Here is a 16,824-nt window from a genome sequence, read left to right as displayed (position 1 = left end):
AACCACTTAGTCGTAACGAGATGAAAAAAAGCCCTGCAAGGCAGGGCTTTTGGATGGTGTTGCGCGGTTGCGCAGCGGAGCTGGACGTTCAGCGAACGATCAGTAGCGGCACCTTGCTGTGCGCCAGCACCTGGGTGGTCACCGAGCCCATCACCAGCGTGGCGATGGCACCATGGCCGTGCGAACCCATGACCAGCAGGTCGAACTTGCCGGTGTCTGCCACCTTAGCGATGGTTTCGCCCACCGCGCCGACCTTGACGCTGCGCTTGGCATCCACGCCGTGGCGGCCCAGGAACTTGCACACCGGGGCGAGGATTTTTTCGGCTTCTTCGGCGTGGTAGTTGTCCACCACTTCCTTGCCCAGCGCGGCGCGGGCGCGGGGAGGCAGCGGGGCCTGCACCGTCAGCACGGTGTAGGTGTGGGTGCCGCCCAGCAGTTCTTCGTGGGTGGCCAGGTAGGCCAGCATTTTCTTGGTGTAGGCGCTGCCATCGACAGCAAGCAGGATGTTCATGGTGTTCTCCGAAAAGGGATGGGGCAGACTACTCTGCGCGGGTGCCTGTTGTCTTGACCTGGGTCATGTTGTTCTGTTCGGCGCGTGGCGGATTCGTACGAACCGCATGCTGATCATACGGTGACCACGCAGCGCGGCTGAAACGCTGCCTGCTCGCCCTTGCGTGCGTAACCGAGCGGGTTGGCCACCACCCGGCACTGCCAGGGCGATCCGTCGCTGCGCTGGCCCTGCACGGTGTAGTCGCTGGGCGCATGCAGGTGGCCATGCAGCCACAGCGGGGTGTGCATCAGCAGGTCGTCCAGTGCGTTGCAAAACCCTGCTGTGCCAGGCACCAGACCGTAGCGGGGGTCGGCGCTGCGCAGGCTGGGCGCAAAGTGGGTGACGACCACGGTGGGGCCGTCAAAAGGCTGCTGCAGCACATCGCGCAGCCACTGCTGGCAGACCAGCGCCTGCTCGCGCATGGGCTCGGCCAGAAACGGCTCTGTGTGGCGCGTGCCCCCGGTCTTGCGCAGGTAGAAGTTGGCCGCGCGAAAGGCCTTGTCCCGCAGCTTGAGCCGGCGCGTGAGGTCGGTCGTGCCCTCATGGTCGGCCAGTGCGTCGAAATCGCTCCACAGCGTCGTGCCGACAAAACGCACGCCTTGCAGCACCAGGGTTTCGCGCTCCAGCCACACAATGCCCAGTCGCTCGCAGGTCTGGCGCAGGCGCAGGTGCGCGGCATCGAAGTCCTGGGCGTCGTACTCGTGGTTGCCGGGCACAAACAGCACGGGGGTCGGCCAGCCTGCATATTGGGGCAACGTCGAAAACCGGGCCAGGCCGAAGTCGTCGTCGTCCAGTTGAGAGCCCTGCTGGTAGGAGCCCACGTCCCCCGCCAGCACCAGCACATCGGCGCCGGGGGCGGGTTCGGGCACAAAGTGCGGGTGAGCCTCCAGATGGAGGTCGGAGAGAAGCTGGATATTCATCAGATTGGGCGCAGATGGGTGCAGTCTACGGCGTGCCGTGCAGGTCCTGCCCGGGGAAGGTGCGTCGCGCTGACCGCGCGAGGGCCTGCAGCAGCCAGGTCATCGCGGCCTGCTGGGGGCCGCGCCGGCGCCACAGGGCATCTACGTGCACGGCGGGCACGTCCAGCGGCAGGGCCCGTTGCACCAGGGCGTCGGCAATGCCGGTCACCGGCACAAAGTGGCGTGGCAGCACGGTCAACAGGTCCGAGCCCGACACCACCCGCCCTGCCGTGAAAAACTGATTGACCGTGATCACCACCTTACGCTCGCGGCCCAGCGACGCCAGGGCTTCGTCGATGAAGCCAAAAGGGCGGCCCGAAAAACTCACCAGCATGTGCCGCGCGGCGCAGTAGGTGTCCAGCGTCAGCGGGGCGTCGGCCAAAGGGTGGCCCTGGCGCATCACGCACACGTATTCGCCGTCGTACAGTCGGCGACTTTCAAAGGCCACCACGCCGCCCGATTGCGCCCGCGCGGTGAGGTCGGCCAGCGCTGCGGGAAAGTAGCCCACGGCCATGTCGGCCGCCTCTTCCTCTAGCAGGCGCCGGGGGTCGCGCGTGGTGAGCGGCAGCACGCGAATGGAGATGCCAGGGGCTTCGCGCTCGATGATTTCCACCAGGGCGGGCACCAGCGTCGCCGCCGTGGCATCGGCCATGGCCAGCACAAAGGTGGACTCGGCCGTTGCCGGGTCAAAGTGACCGGGCGCCAGGGACTCCTGCAAATGGGCCAGGGCCTCGCGCACCGGCGGCCACAGGGCCAGTGCGCGCGGCGTGGGCTCCACCCCCTGGCCGCTGCGCACCACCAGTTCATCGTCCACCACGTCCCGCAGGCGCCGCATGGCGTTGCTGACGGCCGGCTGGGTGATGGAGAGCTTGTGCGCGGCCCGGGTAAGGCTGCGCTCAGCCATCACCTCGTCAAAGACGCGCAGCAGGTTCAGGTCCAGGGAGCGGAAGTTCAGAGGGGTCATGGTGACCCTACAGCATATTCATCACTGATATGAATATCAATGATTCAAAATATAAACTTGAACATGCAAAGGGTAAACCCTAATATCACCCCATCGCCCGGCAATCTCGCCACAAGCGTTAGAAAAGGGAAACCGAAATGACCGCCTTTGCACACGTTGAGTACCCCACCGAACACCCCGGCGTTGTCCGCGCCGAAAACGCTGCCGCCGCCCTGAAGAGCGCTGCCGCCCATTTTGACGGCGCGCGTGGCGCAGCCTCCTTGCTGCTGGCCGCCGTGGTCTCCGCGCTGCTGGTGGTTGCCAACCAGGTGATCGACACTTGGACCGAAGGCCACCTGCTGGCTGCCTGGATGGTGCTGTGGCTCGTGGCCTTCGCCGCGCTGGCCCTGCTGACCAGCCCTGCCCGTCGCGCCGGTGTGGCGCTGCGCGGTTCCGCGCTGGCTTGGGCCGAAAGCCGTCGCCGCGCCGCTGAAGACCAGCGCACCTGGCAAGTCGCCCTGAAGGACCCCCGCATCATGGCCGAGCTGAACCACGCAATGGGCATTCCCACCGTGGACAGCATTCGCAAGTACTACTGAACTGAGGGTTTAGCGCAGCACACGCTGCGCAATCCAGCGAATTTAAGCCGTGGCAGACGCCACGGCTTTTTTTGTGTCTGCGTTTGTCAGCCCCACATGCCCCATTCCTGGTGCTCCAGGCCGCTGCTGTAGCTGCAGCGCGGAGGCGAAAAAAAGCCACCCCGCGAGGGCGGGACGGCTTTGAGTGGGGGAGCTTCCTGGATCGAATGGGCGTATCAGGCCGCCAGGCGCTTTTCCAGTTGCGCCTTGGTATCGAGCAGCGCTTGGGGCAGGTGGTAGGCCAGCTGCTCAAAGTGGGCGGTGTGCAGCTTGAACTCTTCCGTCCATGCGGCCTTGTCGATGCTGGTCACGGCGTCGAACTTCTGGGCACTGAAATCCAGACCGGTCCAGTTGATCTCGGCGTACTGCGGGGCCACGCCGAACATGGTTTCCTGGCCGGCGGCCTGGCCTTCGATGCGGTCGATCATCCACTTGAGCACGCGCATGTTGTCGCCATAACCGGGCCAGACGAACTTGCCGGCTTCGTCCTTGCGGAACCAGTTCACGCAGAACACCTTGGGCAGCGCCTTGCCGGTGGCGGCAATTTGGCCTTCCATGTTCAGCCAGTGCTGGAAGTAGTCGCTCATGTTGTAGCCGCAGAACGGCAGCATGGCGAAGGGGTCACGGCGCACAACGCCCTGGGCGCCAAAGGCGGCGGCGGTGGTTTCGGAACCCATGGTCGCTGCCATGTACACGCCTTCGGTCCAGGTGCGGGCTTCGGTTACCAGCGGCACGGTGGTGGAGCGGCGGCCGCCGAAAATGAAGGCGTCAATGGCTACGCCATTGGCATCGTCCCACTGGGGGTCAAGCGCTGGGTTGTTGGTGGCAGCCACGGTGAAGCGCGAGTTCGGATGGGCAGCCTTGGCGCCGGTTTCCTTGGCGATCTGGGGCGTCCAGTCCTTGCCTTGCCAGTCGATCAGGTGGTCGGGCAGCTTGCCGGTGTCCTTTTCCATGCCTTCCCACCACACGTCGCCGTCGTCCGTCAGGGCCACGTTGGTGAAGATCACGTCCTTGTCCAGGCTGCGCATGCAGTTGGGGTTGGTGTGCATGTTGGTGCCGGGGGCCACGCCAAAGTAGCCCGCTTCGGGGTTGATGGCGTACATCTTGCCGTCGGCATGGGGCTTGATCCAGGCGATGTCGTCGCCGATGGTCGTGACCTTCCAGCCTGCAAAGCCGGCCTCGGGTGGCACCAGCATGGAGAAGTTGGTCTTGCCGCAGGCGCTGGGGAAGGCTGCTGCCACGTGGTACTTCTTGCCTTCGGGGTTTGTGACGCCCAGGATGAGCATGTGCTCGGCCAGCCAGCCCTGGTCGCGGCCCATGGTGGAGGCGATGCGCAGGGCCAGGCACTTCTTGCCCAGCAGGGCGTTGCCGCCGTAGCCCGAGCCGTACGACCAGATTTCGCGCGTTTCGGGGTAGTGCACGATGTACTTGACCTTGGGGTTGCAAGGCCAGCTGGTGGTGTCTTTCTCGCCAGCGGCCAGGGGCGCGCCCACGGTGTGCATGCAGGGCACGAACTCGCCTTCCACACCCAGCACGTCGTACACGGCCTTGCCCATGCGGGTCATGAGGCGCTGGTTCACGGCCACGTAGGCGCTGTCGGTCAGTTCCACGCCGATGTGGGCGATGTGGCTGCCCAGCGGGCCCATGCTGAACGGCACCACGTACATGGTGCGGCCCTTCATGCAGCCGTCGAACAGGGGCTGCAGCGTGGCGCGCATTTCAGCGGGGTCCATCCAGTTGTTGGTGGGGCCGGCATCTTCCTTGGCGGCCGAGCAGATGTAGGTGCGGTCTTCCACACGGGCCACGTCCGATGGGTCGGACCAGGCCAGGAAGCTGCCAGGGCGCTTGGCGGGGTTCAGCTTCTTGAAGGTGCCGGCATCGACCAGTTGCTGGCACAGGCGGTCGTACTCTTCTTGGGAGCCATCGCACCAGTAGATGCTGTCGGGCTTGCACAGGGCGGCCATGTCGGCCACCCAGGCGAGCAGCCGGGCGTTTTTGACGTAAGCGGGGGCGTTGAGATTCAGGCCCTGCATCGTGGGTGCGTTCATCGGGGAGCTTCCTAAGTTGAAAAAACGTTTTTCCAAAGGAAGCGGACCGAACGGGTCACGGCGAGGCCTGGCGCAATTGCGGTGCTGAGCGCTGCCTTTGAAAAAACGGCTTTCGTGCTCAGTCGGCGGGCGGGAGCGTGTGTCAGCCCCACGGGTGGAGGCTAGTTCCACGGATTCCGCGGGTCGGCTGGGATGTCAATTTTATGAATCTGCCGCCCATTTGTCTGTCAGACAGGGGTCAAAACCATGCAAAAAAAACATAGGGTTATGCATGTGATCCGACGCCCGGCAGGCGCCGGGCTGTGGCGCTAGGGACGGGTCGCCGCACCGCTCCAGCGCTCAAAGCCCGCCTTGCGCAGCGCACAGGCCGGGCAGGTGCCACAGCCATAGCCCCAGGCATGCAGCGTGTCGCGCACGCCGTGGTAGCAGGTGTGCGAGTCGTTCACGATCAGATCGACCAGTGCTTGCCCACCCAGGGTCCGCGCCAGCTCCCAGGTCTCGGCCTTGTCCAGCCACATGAGGGGCGTTTCGAACGTGAACCGCTGGCCCATGCCCAGCGACACCGCCACTTGCAGCGCCTTGAGCGTGTCGTCGCGGCAGTCGGGGTAGCCGGAGAAGTCGGTCTCGCACATGCCGCCCACCAGGGTGTGCAGCCCGCGCCGGTAACCCACGGCGGTCGCCAGCTGGAAAAACAGCAGGTTGCGCCCCGGCACAAAGGTGTTGGGCAGGCCGGCCGCAGTCATCTGGATCTCGGCGTCGCTGGTCAGCGCGGTGTCGCTGATGTGGCCCAGCACCGCCAGGTCGAGCATGTGGTCGTCGCCCAGCCGGGCGTTCCACTGCGGAAACTGCGCGCGCAGCGACGCCAGCACCGTCTGCCTCGCCTGCAGCTCGATGTGGTGGCGCTGGCCGTAGTCAAAGCCGATGGTTTCCACATGGGCAAAGTGCTCCAGGGCCCAGGCCAGGCAGGTGGTGGAGTCCTGGCCTCCGGAAAAGAGGACGAGTGCGTGTCCGGGTCTCATGGGGTTCTCCAGGTCAAACGAGGATGGAATGTGGGGGGCTGGACGAAAAAAAGCCCCGCACTGCGGGGCTGTGGGGGTGATGCCTGCCGGAGCGGTCAGGCCATCATCACGGCGATGAACGCCAGCAGGAACATCATGATGCCGCCCACCACTGGCAGCACCACGGGGACCACGTGAACGACGTTTTCCACGGGGTCGTTCGATGGCGTTGCAGAGGCGTGCGAAGTGTTGTGGTCAGACATGGTGGGCTCCAGATGCTTAAAACTTGCGCAATTCTAGCCGCGAGAACCTGTGCAGGGGCAAAACCCTGTGGTCTCTATGCACAGGCTCTCAGATCAGGTCGGCCTGCATGCCCGCCGCCCGCAGCTGTCCCAGCACCTCATCGACATGGGTCTTGCCCCGGGTTTGCAGCACCAGCTCAATCTCCACGTTCTGCGCGGCCAGCATGGTGAAGGCGCGCTGGTGGTGCACCTCCTCGATGTTGGCACCCGCGTCGGCCACGGTGGCGGTGATGTGCGCCAACACGCCGGGCACATCGCGTGCGCTGACCTTGATGCGCGCGAGGCGCCCCGAGCGCACCATGCCGCGTTCGATGATGGCCGCCAGCAGCAGCGGGTCGATGTTGCCGCCGCACAGCACCAGGCCCACGCGCTTGCCCTTGAAGCGTTCGGGGTAGCGTACCAGAGCGGCCAGGCCAGCAGCCCCTGCGCCTTCGACCAGGGTCTTTTCAATCTCCAGCAGCATCAGCACCGCCTGCTCGATGTCGCCCTCGTCCACCAGTACCAGGTCGTCCACCAGGCGTTTGACGATCTCTTGCGTGATCTTGCCCGGCGTGCCCACGGCAATGCCCTCGGCTATTGTTGACGTGCCCTGCGGGTGGTGCGTGCCCTTGACGGCGTTGACCATGGCCGGAAAGCGCGCGGTCTGCACACCGATGATTTCGATGCCCGGCTTGATCGCCTTGGCGGCCGTGGCCACTCCAGAGATCAATCCGCCGCCGCCCACGGCAATCACCAGCGTGTCCAGGTCGGGCACGGCCTGCAGCATCTCCAGGCCCAGCGTGCCCTGTCCCGCAGCCACGCCTTCATCGTCATACGGGTGCACAAAGGTCAGGCCCTGCGCGTCTGCCAGCGCATAGGCATGGGCGCGGGCTTCTTCCAGCGTGTCGCCATGCAGCACCACCTCGGCGCCAAATCCGCGCGTGCGCTCCACCTTCACGCCGGGCGTGAAGCGCGGCATCACGATGACTGCGCGCAGGCCCAGGCGCTGTGCGTGGTAGGCCACGCCCTGGGCATGGTTGCCGGCGCTCATGGCCACCACGCCGCGCGCACGCTCCTCGTCGGTCAGCAGCGTGAGCCGGTTGCAGGCGCCGCGCTCCTTGAAGGACGCGGTGAACTGCAGGTTCTCGAACTTGAGGAACACCTGCGCGCCCACGATCTGCGAGAGCGTCTTGGATTCGACACAGGGGGTGTCCAGCACCTGGCCTTGTAAGCGGGTGGCGGCGTCGCGGATGTCTTGAAGGGTCAGCATGGGCCGATTGTGGCGCAATGCGCGCCGTTGGAGCGCGGCGGCGGGTGCAGGCCGAAAAATGGAGTGAAAAGTACTCCAAGCGCTAGAGGATCATGCGTTAGCAGCTATCAATTTTGATGATCTATTTGAGACCCAGCCTGCGCGCCAGCTTGTGCAGGTTGCTCGCATCCACCTCCAGCGCACGCGCGGCCTGGGTCCAGTTGCCCTGGTGGCGCGCTAGCGCCTGGGTGATGGCGTGCCGCTGGCAAGCATCCACGGCGTCGCGAAGCGGGCTGCCGGCTGTGTCCGTCGTGGAGGCAGTCGCGGGTGGCTCTGTGGCCTGAGCGGGAGCACTCGCGTCCAGCGGGGCTGGGGCTGCGCTGGCGGCGTGGGCGTCCAGGTCCAGCAGCACGGGCTCCAGCGTCACGATGTCGGTGCGGCTCACACCCCGGCTCAGCGCCTTGAGGGCGGCCCGGCTGATCACATGCTCCAGCTCGCGGATATTGCCGGGCCAAGGGTATCGGCGCAGCGCCTCTTGCGCGCTGGCCGACAGCCGCAGGCTGCGCAGACCGAGGCGCGCACGGTTCAACTCCAGAAACCGGCCCGCAATGAGCAGCACATCGTTGCCCCGCTCGCGCAGCGGCGGGATGGGCACGGGGTACACGGAGAGCCGGTGGTACAGGTCAGCGCGAAAGTCGCCCGCAGCCACCTGCTCGCGAAGGTTGCGATTGGTGGCGGCGACCACCCGCACGTCCACACGGCGTGGCCGGTCGGCGCCCAGGCGCTGGATTTCGCCGTTCTGCAGCGTGCGCAGCAGCTTGGCCTGCACGGCCAGCGGCAGCTCGCCCACCTCGTCCAGGAACAGCGTGCCGCCCTCGGCGGCCTCAAAGCGACCGGGCCGGTCGGTCACCGCACCCGAGAACGCGCCGCGCACGTGGCCGAAGAGCTCGCTCTCGGCCAGCGACTCCGGCAGCGCCGCGCAGTTCACATGCACCAGCGGGCGTGCAGCGCGCGGCGACTGGCGGTGCAGCAGGCGCGCAAACAGCTCCTTGCCCACGCCGGTTTCGCCCAGCAGCAGCACGGGCAGGTCCGAGCCCGCCACCACCTCCAGCTCGTGCAGCAGGCGCAGCAGGGGTTCGCTCTGGCCGACGATCTCCATGTCGCCCTCGCCTGCACGGGTGGGGCGCTCATCCTCTGCACCACGGGTGTGGGGGGCGCTGCGCAGCGCCTGCACCTCGCGCTCCAGCCGTGAGATGCGCACCGCGGCCTCCACCAGCACCTTGCAGTCGGCCAGCGCAGCGCGTGCGACCTCGCCAAAGGTGCCGGTCTGCAGGGCGTCGAGCGTAAGCACGCCCCAGGGCTGACCGTCCACCTGCAGGCTCACGCCCATGCAGTCGTGCACGGGCAGGGGCTCGCCCACCAGGGTGTCGAGCAGGCCGTCGTAGGGGTCGGGCAGGGTGCTGTCGTGGTCAAAGCAGGTCACCTCCCGCCGCGCCAGGATGGCCGCGAGCCGCGGGTGCTGGCTGACTGCAAAGCGGCGCCCCAGCGCCTCGCGCCCCAGGCCGTCCACGGCGACGGGTCGCAAGTGGTCCTGTTCCAGTTGCAACAGTGCCACAGCACCGCAGTGAAAGCGGGCGCGCAGATGGTCTACCAGCCGCTGCAGGCGCACGGCCTGCGGCAGATCGGTGGACAGGTCGGCCAGCAGGGGTTGGTGATCCATGGTGCTTTTTACCTCATATGGGTGAATTTAACCCCAATCTGCTGGGGTAATAAATACCATGAACTTCGTAAGCACTTGATTTTATTGGGAGCTGTCGCTGGCCAGGCGCTTGCAATAGGGGGTGGACCGATTCACTCGTTACCTCACCATGATCATCACATCCTGTCCACCTGCGGCCTGCCTGGCCCTCCGGGCGGTCCATCACGCCGCCTGTCTCGCTGTGGCCCGCCCTCGCTGGCCCCGCCCGTTCGCCGTTTCATCGAAGCAGGAGGCCCGCCATGGGTAACTACCGCAAGCTCTGGTTCACGCTGATCGGCGTGCTCATCGTCACCTTCAGCCTGCTGGGCTACTACGGCGCCGAGGTGTACCGCACCGCACCGCCCATTCCCGCCAAGATTGAAACGGCCGGGGGCGAAGTCCTCTACACCCACGACAGCATCCTGGACGGCCAGACCGCCTGGCAGTCGGTGGGCGGCATGCAGCTGGGCTCCATCTGGGGCCATGGTGCCTACCAGGCGCCCGACTGGACGGCTGACTGGCTGCACCGCGAGTTGCTCAACTGGCTCGACGTCGCGGCCGAGCGCGCGCACGGCAAACCGTTTGCCGACATCGACGCCGCCGCCCAGGCCGTGCTGCGCGACCGCATGAAGACCGAGTACCGCACCAACACCTACAACCCAGAAACGGGCGTGGCCATGGTGTCGTCCACGCGGGCCGATGCGATCGCAAAAACGGCGCTGTATTACGACCAGCTTTTCAGCGATGCACCCGCGCTGCACAAGACCCGCGAGCATTTCGCGATGAAGGAGAACACGCTGCCCAGCGCCGAGCGTCGCGCGCAGATGATGGGCTTCTTCTTCTGGACGGCCTGGGCAGCCGCCACCGAGCGCCCCGGTACGACAGCAACGTACACCAACAACTGGCCACACGAACCGCTCATCGGCAACAAGCCCACCGCGGAGAACATGGTGTGGTCGGTGATGAGCGTGGTCGTGATGATGGCGGGCGTGGGATTTCTCGTCTGGGGCTGGGCCTTCCTGCGCAAGCACGACGAGGCCGACCCCGAGCCGCCCCAGCACGACCCGCTGTCGCGCGTGCCGCTAACGCCCTCGCAGCGTGCTCTGGGCAAGTATTTGTTCCTCATCGTCGCGCTGTTCAGCTTCCAGGTGCTGCTGGGCGGTTTCACGGCGCACTACACGGTGGAAGGCCAGCAGTTCTACGGCATCGACGTGTCGCAGTGGTTCCCGTACTCGCTGGTGCGCACCTGGCACATCCAGAGCGCGCTGTTCTGGATCGCCTCGGGCTTTTTGGCGGCCGGCCTGTTCCTCGCACCGCTCATCAACGGCGGCAAAGACCCGTCGTACCAGAAGTTGGGCGTGGACATCCTGTTCTGGGCGCTGGTGGTCGTGGTGGTGGGCTCGTTCGCGGGCAACTACCTGGCCATTGCGCAGATCATGCCGCCCGAGTGGAACTTCTGGCTGGGTCATCAGGGCTATGAATACGTGGACCTGGGCCGCCTGTGGCAGATCGGCAAGTTCACTGGCGTGGCCTTCTGGCTGGTGCTGATGCTGCGCGGCATCCTGCCCGCGTTCCGCCAGCCTGGCGACAAGAACCTGCTGGCGCTGCTGTCTGCATCGGTCATCGCCATCGGCCTGTTTTACGGCGCCGGCTTCTTCTATGGCGAGCGCACGCACCTGTCGGTGATGGAGTACTGGCGCTGGTGGGTGGTGCACCTGTGGGTCGAGGGCTTCTTCGAAGTCTTCGCCACTACGGCACTGGCCTTCATTTTCTCCACGCTGGGGCTGGTGTCGGTGCGCATGGCCACCACGGCCAGCCTGGCCTCGGCCTCGCTGTTCATGCTGGGCGGCGTGCCCGGCACCTTCCACCACCTGTACTTTGCCGGCACCACCACGCCGGTGATGGCCGTGGGCGCGGCCTTCAGCGCGCTCGAAGTCGTGCCCCTAGTCGTGCTGGGCCATGAGGCCTGGGAACACTGGCGCCTGCAACACCGCGCGCCCTGGATGGCTCGGCTGCGCTGGCCGCTCATGTGCTTCGTCGCCGTGGCCTTCTGGAACATGCTGGGCGCGGGCGTCTTTGGCTTCATGATCAACCCGCCCATCTCGCTGTACTACGTGCAGGGCCTGAACACCACGCCCGTGCATGCGCATGCCGCGCTGTTCGGTGTGTACGGCTTCCTGGCGCTGGGCTTCACGCTGCTGGTGCTGCGCTACATCCGGCCGCAGCTGGTATTCAGCGACCGGCTCATGGCCACGGGCTTCTGGTGGCTCAACGCGGGCCTGGTGCTGATGATTGCCACCAGCCTGCTGCCCATCGGCCTGTTCCAGTTCCACGCCAGCGTGAGCGAAGGCCTGTGGTACGCCCGGGGCGAGGCCTTCATGCAGCAGCCCTTCATCCAGACGCTGCGCTGGGTGCGCACCTTCGGCGACGTGGTCTTTATCGTCGGCGCGCTCGCCGTGGCCTGGCAGGTGGTGAGCGGTGTGTTGGGCTCGCGTGCACCGGTCGTTCCTGCGGGCGCCACCCTGGCGGAGACCCGCCGCTGACCCGCGCCATGCGCTGCCTTCACCATCCCCGGCGGCAGCGCAGGCCCTTATTCATCCCACAAGGAGCGAACATGAACCTCGACAAATTCAAGCACCAGCACACCGACATCCTGCGCAGCATCGCCACCTTGCGCGCCTTGGCCCATGCTGGCGTGGAGGCCAACGCCACGGCCATCGCCCAGGGCATCGTTGCAATGAGCGGCACCATCAAGCTGCACCTGGCCGTGGAAGACCAGGTGCTGTACCCCGCACTGCAGCGCGGCGGCAATGCAGACCTGGCGCGCATGGGGCGCCAGTACCAGAGCGAGATGGCCTCCATTGCCAGCGCCTACGACGCCTTCGCACGCCGCTGGAACACTGCCGAACAGGTTCGGCGCGATGCCGAGGGCTTTCGCAGTGAAGCCAATGTGGTGCTGCGCCGCGTGTTTGAACGCATGCAGCGCGAGGACCACGACTTTTATCCACGCATCGAAGAGGAAGAAACCGCTGATTGCCATTGATAGGCCCAATGGCTGGGCGCTCCAGCCGTTCCCCATCCATCGGTAGGGCCTGAGGGCACCTCCCTTCACCGGCCCCAGAGGCCGGTTTTTTTGTTGCGGACTCGGTCTTTAGCGCAGAGCGTCAGCCTTGCTGGCACACCCTCAGCACCTCCGCCCCGTAAGCCTCCAGCTTCTTCGCCCCCATGCCGCTGATACCCTGCAGGTCGTCCAGGGACGCGGGGTTGCGCTCGGCAATCGCAGCCAGTGTGGCGTCGTGAAAGATCACATATGCGGGCAGGTTGTGCTCGCGTGCCACCTCGGCGCGCCAGGCCTTGAGGTTGATGAAGCGTGCCTGGGCATCGGGCCCCAGGTTGGCGGCAGCGGCGGGCGGTGCCGTGCTGCGGCGCGTGCGCTTGGCGGGCGCGCTGGCCGTGGATTCGCGCAGCAGCACGGGCACGTCCCCCTTGAGCACGGGGCGGGAGCCTTCGGTGAGGCTCAGCGTGTCGAAGCTGTGTCCGCTTTCCAGCATCACCTTTTGCAGCCCCACGGCCCCGGTGGCCAGCAGCTGGCGCAGCACGCCGCGCAATTGCGCTTCGGAATAGTCCTTGCCCACGCCGAAAGTGGACAGCTTGTCGTGCCCGAACTGCTTCACCTTCTCGGTGTCCTTGCCGCGCACGATGTCCATGATGTGGCCGGTGCCAAAGCTCAGGCCGCTGGCCTGCTGCACGCGGTAGATGGTGGACAGCAGCTTGCGGGCGGCATCCGTGCCGTCCCACACGGCGGGCGGGTTCAGGCAGTTGTCGCAATTGCCGCAGGGCGTGGAGTGCTCGCCAAAGTAGCCCAGCAGCCGCACGCGCCGGCAATCGGTGGCTTCGGCCAGGGCCAGCAGCGCGTCGAGCTTGCCGCGCATCACCTGCTTGAACTCCTCGCTCGCGGGGCTCTCGTCGATCATGCGGCGCTGGTTCACCACGTCCTGCAGGCCGTAGGCCATCCAGGCGTCGGCGTTCAGCCCGTCGCGGCCCGCGCGGCCGGTCTCCTGGTAGTAGCCCTCGATGTTCTTGGGCATGTCCACATGCGCCACAAAACGCACGTCGGGTTTGTCAATGCCCATGCCGAACGCGATGGTGGCCACCATCACGATGCCTTCCTCGCGCAGGAAGCGGTCCTGGTTCTGCTGGCGCACCTCGGCGGGCAGGCCTGCGTGGTAGGGCAGGGACTTGAGGCCCGCATCCACCAGCGCGGCCGACATTTCCTCGACGCGCTTGCGCGACTGGCAGTACACCACGCCTGCGTCGTCCGGGTGCTCGCGCTCGATGAAGCGCAGCAGCTGCGCCAGCGGCTCCTTCTTTTCTTCGATGCGGTAGCGGATGTTGGGCCGGTCAAAGCTGCTCACGAAGTGCTGCGCGCCCTCCAGCTGCAGCCGCTCCACGATGTCGGCGCGCGTCAGCGCATCGGCCGTGGCCGTGAGTGCAATGCGGGGCACGCCCGCATAACGCTCGTGCAGCACCGTGAGCGCGCGGTATTCGGGGCGGAAGTCGTGGCCCCACTGGCTCACGCAGTGCGCCTCGTCGATGGCAAACAGCGACAGGTGCCCGCCGTGGTACAGACTGTCGAGCAAGCCCAGGAACCGGGGCGTGTTCAGCCGCTCGGGCGCGGCATACAGCAGCGTGATGTCGCCTGTCTGCAGCCGCAGCTCCACGTCCTGCGTCTCGTCATAGCTCAGCGTGGAGTTGAGAAACGCGGCGGACACCCCCGCCTCGTGCAGCGCGCCCACCTGGTCGTGCATCAGCGCAATCAGGGGCGAGACCACGATGGTGACCCCACGCCCCTGCTGCTGGCGCACGATGGCAGGTACCTGGTAGCACAGCGACTTGCCGCCACCCGTGGGCATGAGCACCAGCGCATCGCCGCCCGCGATCACATGCTCGACGATGGCCTGCTGGGGACCGCGAAACTGCTCGTAGCCAAAAACGTCCTGCAAAACGGCATGGGCAGGGGACAGTGCGGGGGACAGGCGAGGAGACAAACGAATACTCTGAAATTGATAGCTGCCAGCGCATACGAATCCAGCGCTTGGTGCCAATAAGGCCAAAATCCTTTGCCGTGCCCGGGCTTGGCCCCGTGCGCGGCAGGCGCATATTGTGCGCTGCGAGAGGGCGAGGGGCTGGCTTTCTACAATAGCGCCCTATGCAAGCCCTCCACTACACGCGCGCCGCGCAACTGCCCGACATCCTCGCCCAACGCATCGTCATCCTCGACGGCGCCATGGGCACCATGATCCAGCGCTTCAAGCTGGGCGAGGCGCAGTACCGGGGCGAGGGCTACACCGGCCCCGATGGCGCGGGCGACCGGTTCAAGGACTTTGCGTACGACGTGAAGGGCAACAACGAGCTGCTCAGCATCACCCGCCCCGACGTGATCCGCGACATCCACGAGCGCTACCTGGCGGCCGGGGCCGACCTCATCGAAACCAACACCTTCGGCGCGACCACCGTGGCGCAGGAGGACTACCACATGGCCCACCTGGCGCGCGAGATGAACCTGCGCTCGGCCCAGCTCGCCCGCGCCGCGTGCGACAAGTATTCGACGCCCGACAAGCCACGCTTTGTGGCCGGCGCCCTGGGCCCCACGCCCAAGACGGCCAGCATCAGCCCCGACGTGAACGACCCCGGTGCGCGCAACATCGACTTTGAAACCCTGCGCGCTGCCTACTACGAGCAGACCGAAGCGCTGGTCGAAGGCGGCGCTGACGTGCTGCTGGTCGAGACCATCTTCGACACCCTGAACGCCAAAGCCGCGCTGTTCGCGATTGACGAGTTCTTTGAAAAGAGCGGCGAGCGCCTGCCGCTCATCATCAGCGGCACGGTGACCGATGCCTCCGGCCGCATCCTGAGTGGGCAGACGGTGACGGCTTTCTGGCACAGCGTGCGCCATTCGCGCCCTCTGGCCATTGGTCTGAACTGTGCCCTGGGCGCCACGCTGATGCGCCCCTACATCCAGGAGCTGAACCGCGTGGCCGAGGACACCTTCATCAGCTGCTACCCCAACGCCGGCTTGCCCAACCCGATGAGCGACACCGGCTTTGACGAAACGCCCGAGATCACCAGCCGCCTGGTGCACGAGTTCGCGGCCGAGGGGCTGGTCAACATCCTGGGCGGCTGCTGCGGCACCACGCCAGACCACATCGGCGCCATTGCCAAGGCGGTAGCCGATGTGCCCACGCGCAAGATGTTCTACCCCGCAGAAGCCTGAATTTGAGTCAAATCGGCCTCTAGCGCTTATTCAATAAGCGCGATCAGCTATAAAAAAAGTAGTGAATGCCGTACCAGCGCAGTGCGGCAGCCCATTGCAAGGCGCCGCCGGGTGCGGCAACCTTGAATCCCCCTTCATTGCGCTTTCCCGTTTCGCCGTCCGGTCCGTCTACTCCATGCTTGATACCGCCACCCCGCCCGCCTCTTCCTTTGTGGAGGGCGACGACGCAGCCGCAATGGCCGCCAAGGCTGCCGCGCACGCAGCGCTCAAGCTCGAAAAGCGCCTGGTGCGCCAGGTGGCCCAGGCCATTGGCGACTTTGGCCTGATCGAAGACGGCGACAAGGTGATGGTGTGCGTGTCGGGCGGCAAAGACAGTTATGGAATGCTGGACGTGCTGCGCATGCTGCAGCAGCGCAACGGCAACAAGTTCGAGCTGATCGCCGTCAACCTCGATCAGAAGCAGCCAGGCTTTCCGGCCCATGTGCTGCCCGAGTATTTGACGCAGGTGGGCGTGCCCTTCCACATCGAAACGCAGGACACCTACAGCGTCGTCAAGGAGCACATTCCCGAAGGCAAGACCATGTGCAGCCTGTGCAGCCGCCTGCGTCGGGGCATTCTGTACCGCGTGGCCGATGAGCTGGGTGCCACCAAGATCGCGCTGGGCCACCACCGCGACGACATGCTGCAGACCTTCTTTTTGAACATGTTCTTTGGCGGCAAGCTCAAGGGCATGCCGCCCAAGGTGCAAAGCGACCGGGGCGACCACCTCATCATCCGCCCGCTGGCCTACGTGGCCGAAGACGACCTCACCCGCTGGTCCGAGATCCGCAACTTCCCCATCATCCCCTGCACCCTGTGCGGCAGCCAGGAGAACCTGCAGCGCAAGCAGATCGGCCAGATGCTGCGCGACTGGCAACAGCTCTACCCCGGCCGCATCGAGAACATGGCCGTGGCGCTGCGCAACCTGGTGCCCTCGCACTTCATGGACCCGCGCCAGTTCGACTTCAAGGGCCTGGTGCCCAACGGTGTGCAGGACGCCGATGGCGACAAGGCGTTTGATGCCGAAGAGTTTCCAGCCCAGGCCGTGGGCATGCTCGGCGGCCTGCCCCTGATGCCCCGCTGAACCCGACCTCCGACGATTTTTAG

Annotated in this window: 14 protein-coding genes; 5 read left to right on the top strand and 9 right to left on the bottom strand. The window is 65.8% G+C overall.

Features of this window, described 5'->3' with window-relative positions:
• Positions 1-88 precede the first annotated feature (88 nt).
• From ACODSM_RS00305 to ACODSM_RS00295, 3 genes are all read right to left on the bottom strand, one after another.
• On the bottom strand, positions 89-511 hold the full coding sequence (locus ACODSM_RS00305; protein WP_015011999.1) for a universal stress protein: 423 nt from the start codon (positions 509-511) through the stop codon (positions 89-91).
• A 113-nt stretch (positions 512-624) separates the two neighbouring features.
• Positions 625-1,470, bottom strand: a complete 846-nt coding sequence (locus tag ACODSM_RS00300) for a metallophosphoesterase (RefSeq protein ID WP_015012000.1) — start codon at positions 1,468-1,470, stop codon at positions 625-627.
• Positions 1,471-1,495: 25 nt separating this feature from the next.
• Positions 1,496-2,473, bottom strand: a complete 978-nt coding sequence (locus ACODSM_RS00295) for a LysR family transcriptional regulator (protein WP_488803942.1) — start codon at positions 2,471-2,473, stop codon at positions 1,496-1,498.
• A gap of 137 nt (positions 2,474-2,610) precedes the next feature.
• Between ACODSM_RS00295 and ACODSM_RS00290 the strand changes: the two genes are divergently transcribed.
• Positions 2,611-3,051, top strand: coding sequence for a hypothetical protein (locus ACODSM_RS00290; RefSeq protein ID WP_015012002.1), 441 nt, complete (start codon positions 2,611-2,613; stop codon positions 3,049-3,051).
• Positions 3,052-3,266: 215 nt separating this feature from the next.
• On the opposite strand, the gene ACODSM_RS00285 is transcribed toward ACODSM_RS00290, so the two are convergent.
• From ACODSM_RS00285 to norR, 5 genes are all read right to left on the bottom strand, one after another.
• On the bottom strand, positions 3,267-5,138 hold the full coding sequence (locus tag ACODSM_RS00285; protein WP_488803941.1) for a phosphoenolpyruvate carboxykinase (GTP): 1,872 nt from the start codon (positions 5,136-5,138) through the stop codon (positions 3,267-3,269).
• Between the two features lie 308 nt (positions 5,139-5,446).
• Complete coding sequence (queC, locus tag ACODSM_RS00280) at positions 5,447-6,157, bottom strand: 7-cyano-7-deazaguanine synthase QueC (protein WP_488803940.1); 711 nt, start codon at positions 6,155-6,157, stop codon at positions 5,447-5,449.
• Positions 6,158-6,252: 95 nt separating this feature from the next.
• Complete coding sequence (locus ACODSM_RS00275; RefSeq protein WP_203422270.1) at positions 6,253-6,399, bottom strand: hypothetical protein; 147 nt, start codon at positions 6,397-6,399, stop codon at positions 6,253-6,255.
• 88 nt (positions 6,400-6,487) lie between these two features.
• Positions 6,488-7,687 carry a threonine ammonia-lyase gene (locus tag ACODSM_RS00270; RefSeq protein ID WP_488803939.1) on the bottom strand — a complete coding sequence of 400 codons (1,200 nt, stop codon included), beginning with the start codon at positions 7,685-7,687 and terminating at the stop codon, positions 6,488-6,490.
• Between the two features lie 121 nt (positions 7,688-7,808).
• Positions 7,809-9,386 (bottom strand): nitric oxide reductase transcriptional regulator NorR, encoded by a 1,578-nt coding sequence (norR, locus tag ACODSM_RS00265; protein ID WP_488803938.1) that lies wholly within the window; start codon positions 9,384-9,386, stop codon positions 7,809-7,811.
• A gap of 278 nt (positions 9,387-9,664) precedes the next feature.
• Here norR and ACODSM_RS00260 point away from each other — a divergent pair, with 278 nt between their 5' ends.
• Together ACODSM_RS00260 and ACODSM_RS00255 are read left to right on the top strand one after the other, a co-directional pair.
• On the top strand, positions 9,665-11,947 hold the full coding sequence (locus ACODSM_RS00260) for a nitric-oxide reductase large subunit (protein WP_488803937.1): 2,283 nt from the start codon (positions 9,665-9,667) through the stop codon (positions 11,945-11,947).
• A 71-nt stretch (positions 11,948-12,018) separates the two neighbouring features.
• Positions 12,019-12,447, top strand: a complete 429-nt coding sequence (locus tag ACODSM_RS00255; protein WP_291443353.1) for a hemerythrin domain-containing protein — start codon at positions 12,019-12,021, stop codon at positions 12,445-12,447.
• Positions 12,448-12,568: 121 nt separating this feature from the next.
• Here the strand turns inward: ACODSM_RS00255 and recQ are convergent, their stop codons facing one another.
• Positions 12,569-14,428, bottom strand: coding sequence for a DNA helicase RecQ (recQ, locus tag ACODSM_RS00250; protein ID WP_309828985.1), 1,860 nt, complete (start codon positions 14,426-14,428; stop codon positions 12,569-12,571).
• Positions 14,429-14,613: 185 nt separating this feature from the next.
• On the opposite strand from recQ, the gene ACODSM_RS00245 reads away from it, so the two are divergent.
• Both ACODSM_RS00245 and ttcA read left to right on the top strand, forming a co-directional pair.
• Entirely contained in the window at positions 14,614-15,678 is a 1,065-nt protein-coding gene (locus tag ACODSM_RS00245) for a homocysteine S-methyltransferase family protein (protein WP_291443351.1), read from the top strand.
• Between the two features lie 235 nt (positions 15,679-15,913).
• Complete coding sequence (gene ttcA, locus ACODSM_RS00240) at positions 15,914-16,801, top strand: tRNA 2-thiocytidine(32) synthetase TtcA (RefSeq protein ID WP_488804234.1); 888 nt, start codon at positions 15,914-15,916, stop codon at positions 16,799-16,801.
• Positions 16,802-16,824: the final 23 nt, after the last annotated feature.

The organism is Acidovorax sp. FG42 (genome assembly GCF_057809195.1).
Note: the sequence above shows the minus strand (reverse complement) of the source record. Positions and strands in the feature narration are given on the sequence as shown.

Excerpts from the sequence above, each read along its gene's own strand:
- norR (WP_488803938.1), bottom strand. The coding sequence starts at position 9,386 with ATGGATCACCAACCCCTGCTGGCCGACCTGTCCACCGATCTGCCGCAG.
- ACODSM_RS00285 (WP_488803941.1), bottom strand. The coding sequence starts at position 5,138 with ATGAACGCACCCACGATGCAGGGCCTGAATCTCAACGCCCCCGCTTAC.
- ACODSM_RS00255 (WP_291443353.1), top strand. The coding sequence starts at position 12,019 with ATGAACCTCGACAAATTCAAGCACCAGCACACCGACATCCTGCGCAGC.
- ACODSM_RS00295 (WP_488803942.1), bottom strand. The coding sequence starts at position 2,473 with ATGACCCCTCTGAACTTCCGCTCCCTGGACCTGAACCTGCTGCGCGTC.
- ACODSM_RS00245 (WP_291443351.1), top strand. The coding sequence starts at position 14,614 with ATGCAAGCCCTCCACTACACGCGCGCCGCGCAACTGCCCGACATCCTC.
- ACODSM_RS00305 (WP_015011999.1), bottom strand. The coding sequence starts at position 511 with ATGAACATCCTGCTTGCTGTCGATGGCAGCGCCTACACCAAGAAAATG.
- ACODSM_RS00270 (WP_488803939.1), bottom strand. The coding sequence starts at position 7,687 with ATGCTGACCCTTCAAGACATCCGCGACGCCGCCACCCGCTTACAAGGC.
- ACODSM_RS00300 (WP_015012000.1), bottom strand. The coding sequence starts at position 1,470 with ATGAATATCCAGCTTCTCTCCGACCTCCATCTGGAGGCTCACCCGCAC.
- ACODSM_RS00275 (WP_203422270.1), bottom strand. The coding sequence starts at position 6,399 with ATGTCTGACCACAACACTTCGCACGCCTCTGCAACGCCATCGAACGAC.
- ttcA (WP_488804234.1), top strand. The coding sequence starts at position 15,914 with ATGGCCGCCAAGGCTGCCGCGCACGCAGCGCTCAAGCTCGAAAAGCGC.
- ACODSM_RS00290 (WP_015012002.1), top strand. The coding sequence starts at position 2,611 with ATGACCGCCTTTGCACACGTTGAGTACCCCACCGAACACCCCGGCGTT.
- queC (WP_488803940.1), bottom strand. The coding sequence starts at position 6,157 with ATGAGACCCGGACACGCACTCGTCCTCTTTTCCGGAGGCCAGGACTCC.
- ACODSM_RS00260 (WP_488803937.1), top strand. The coding sequence starts at position 9,665 with ATGGGTAACTACCGCAAGCTCTGGTTCACGCTGATCGGCGTGCTCATC.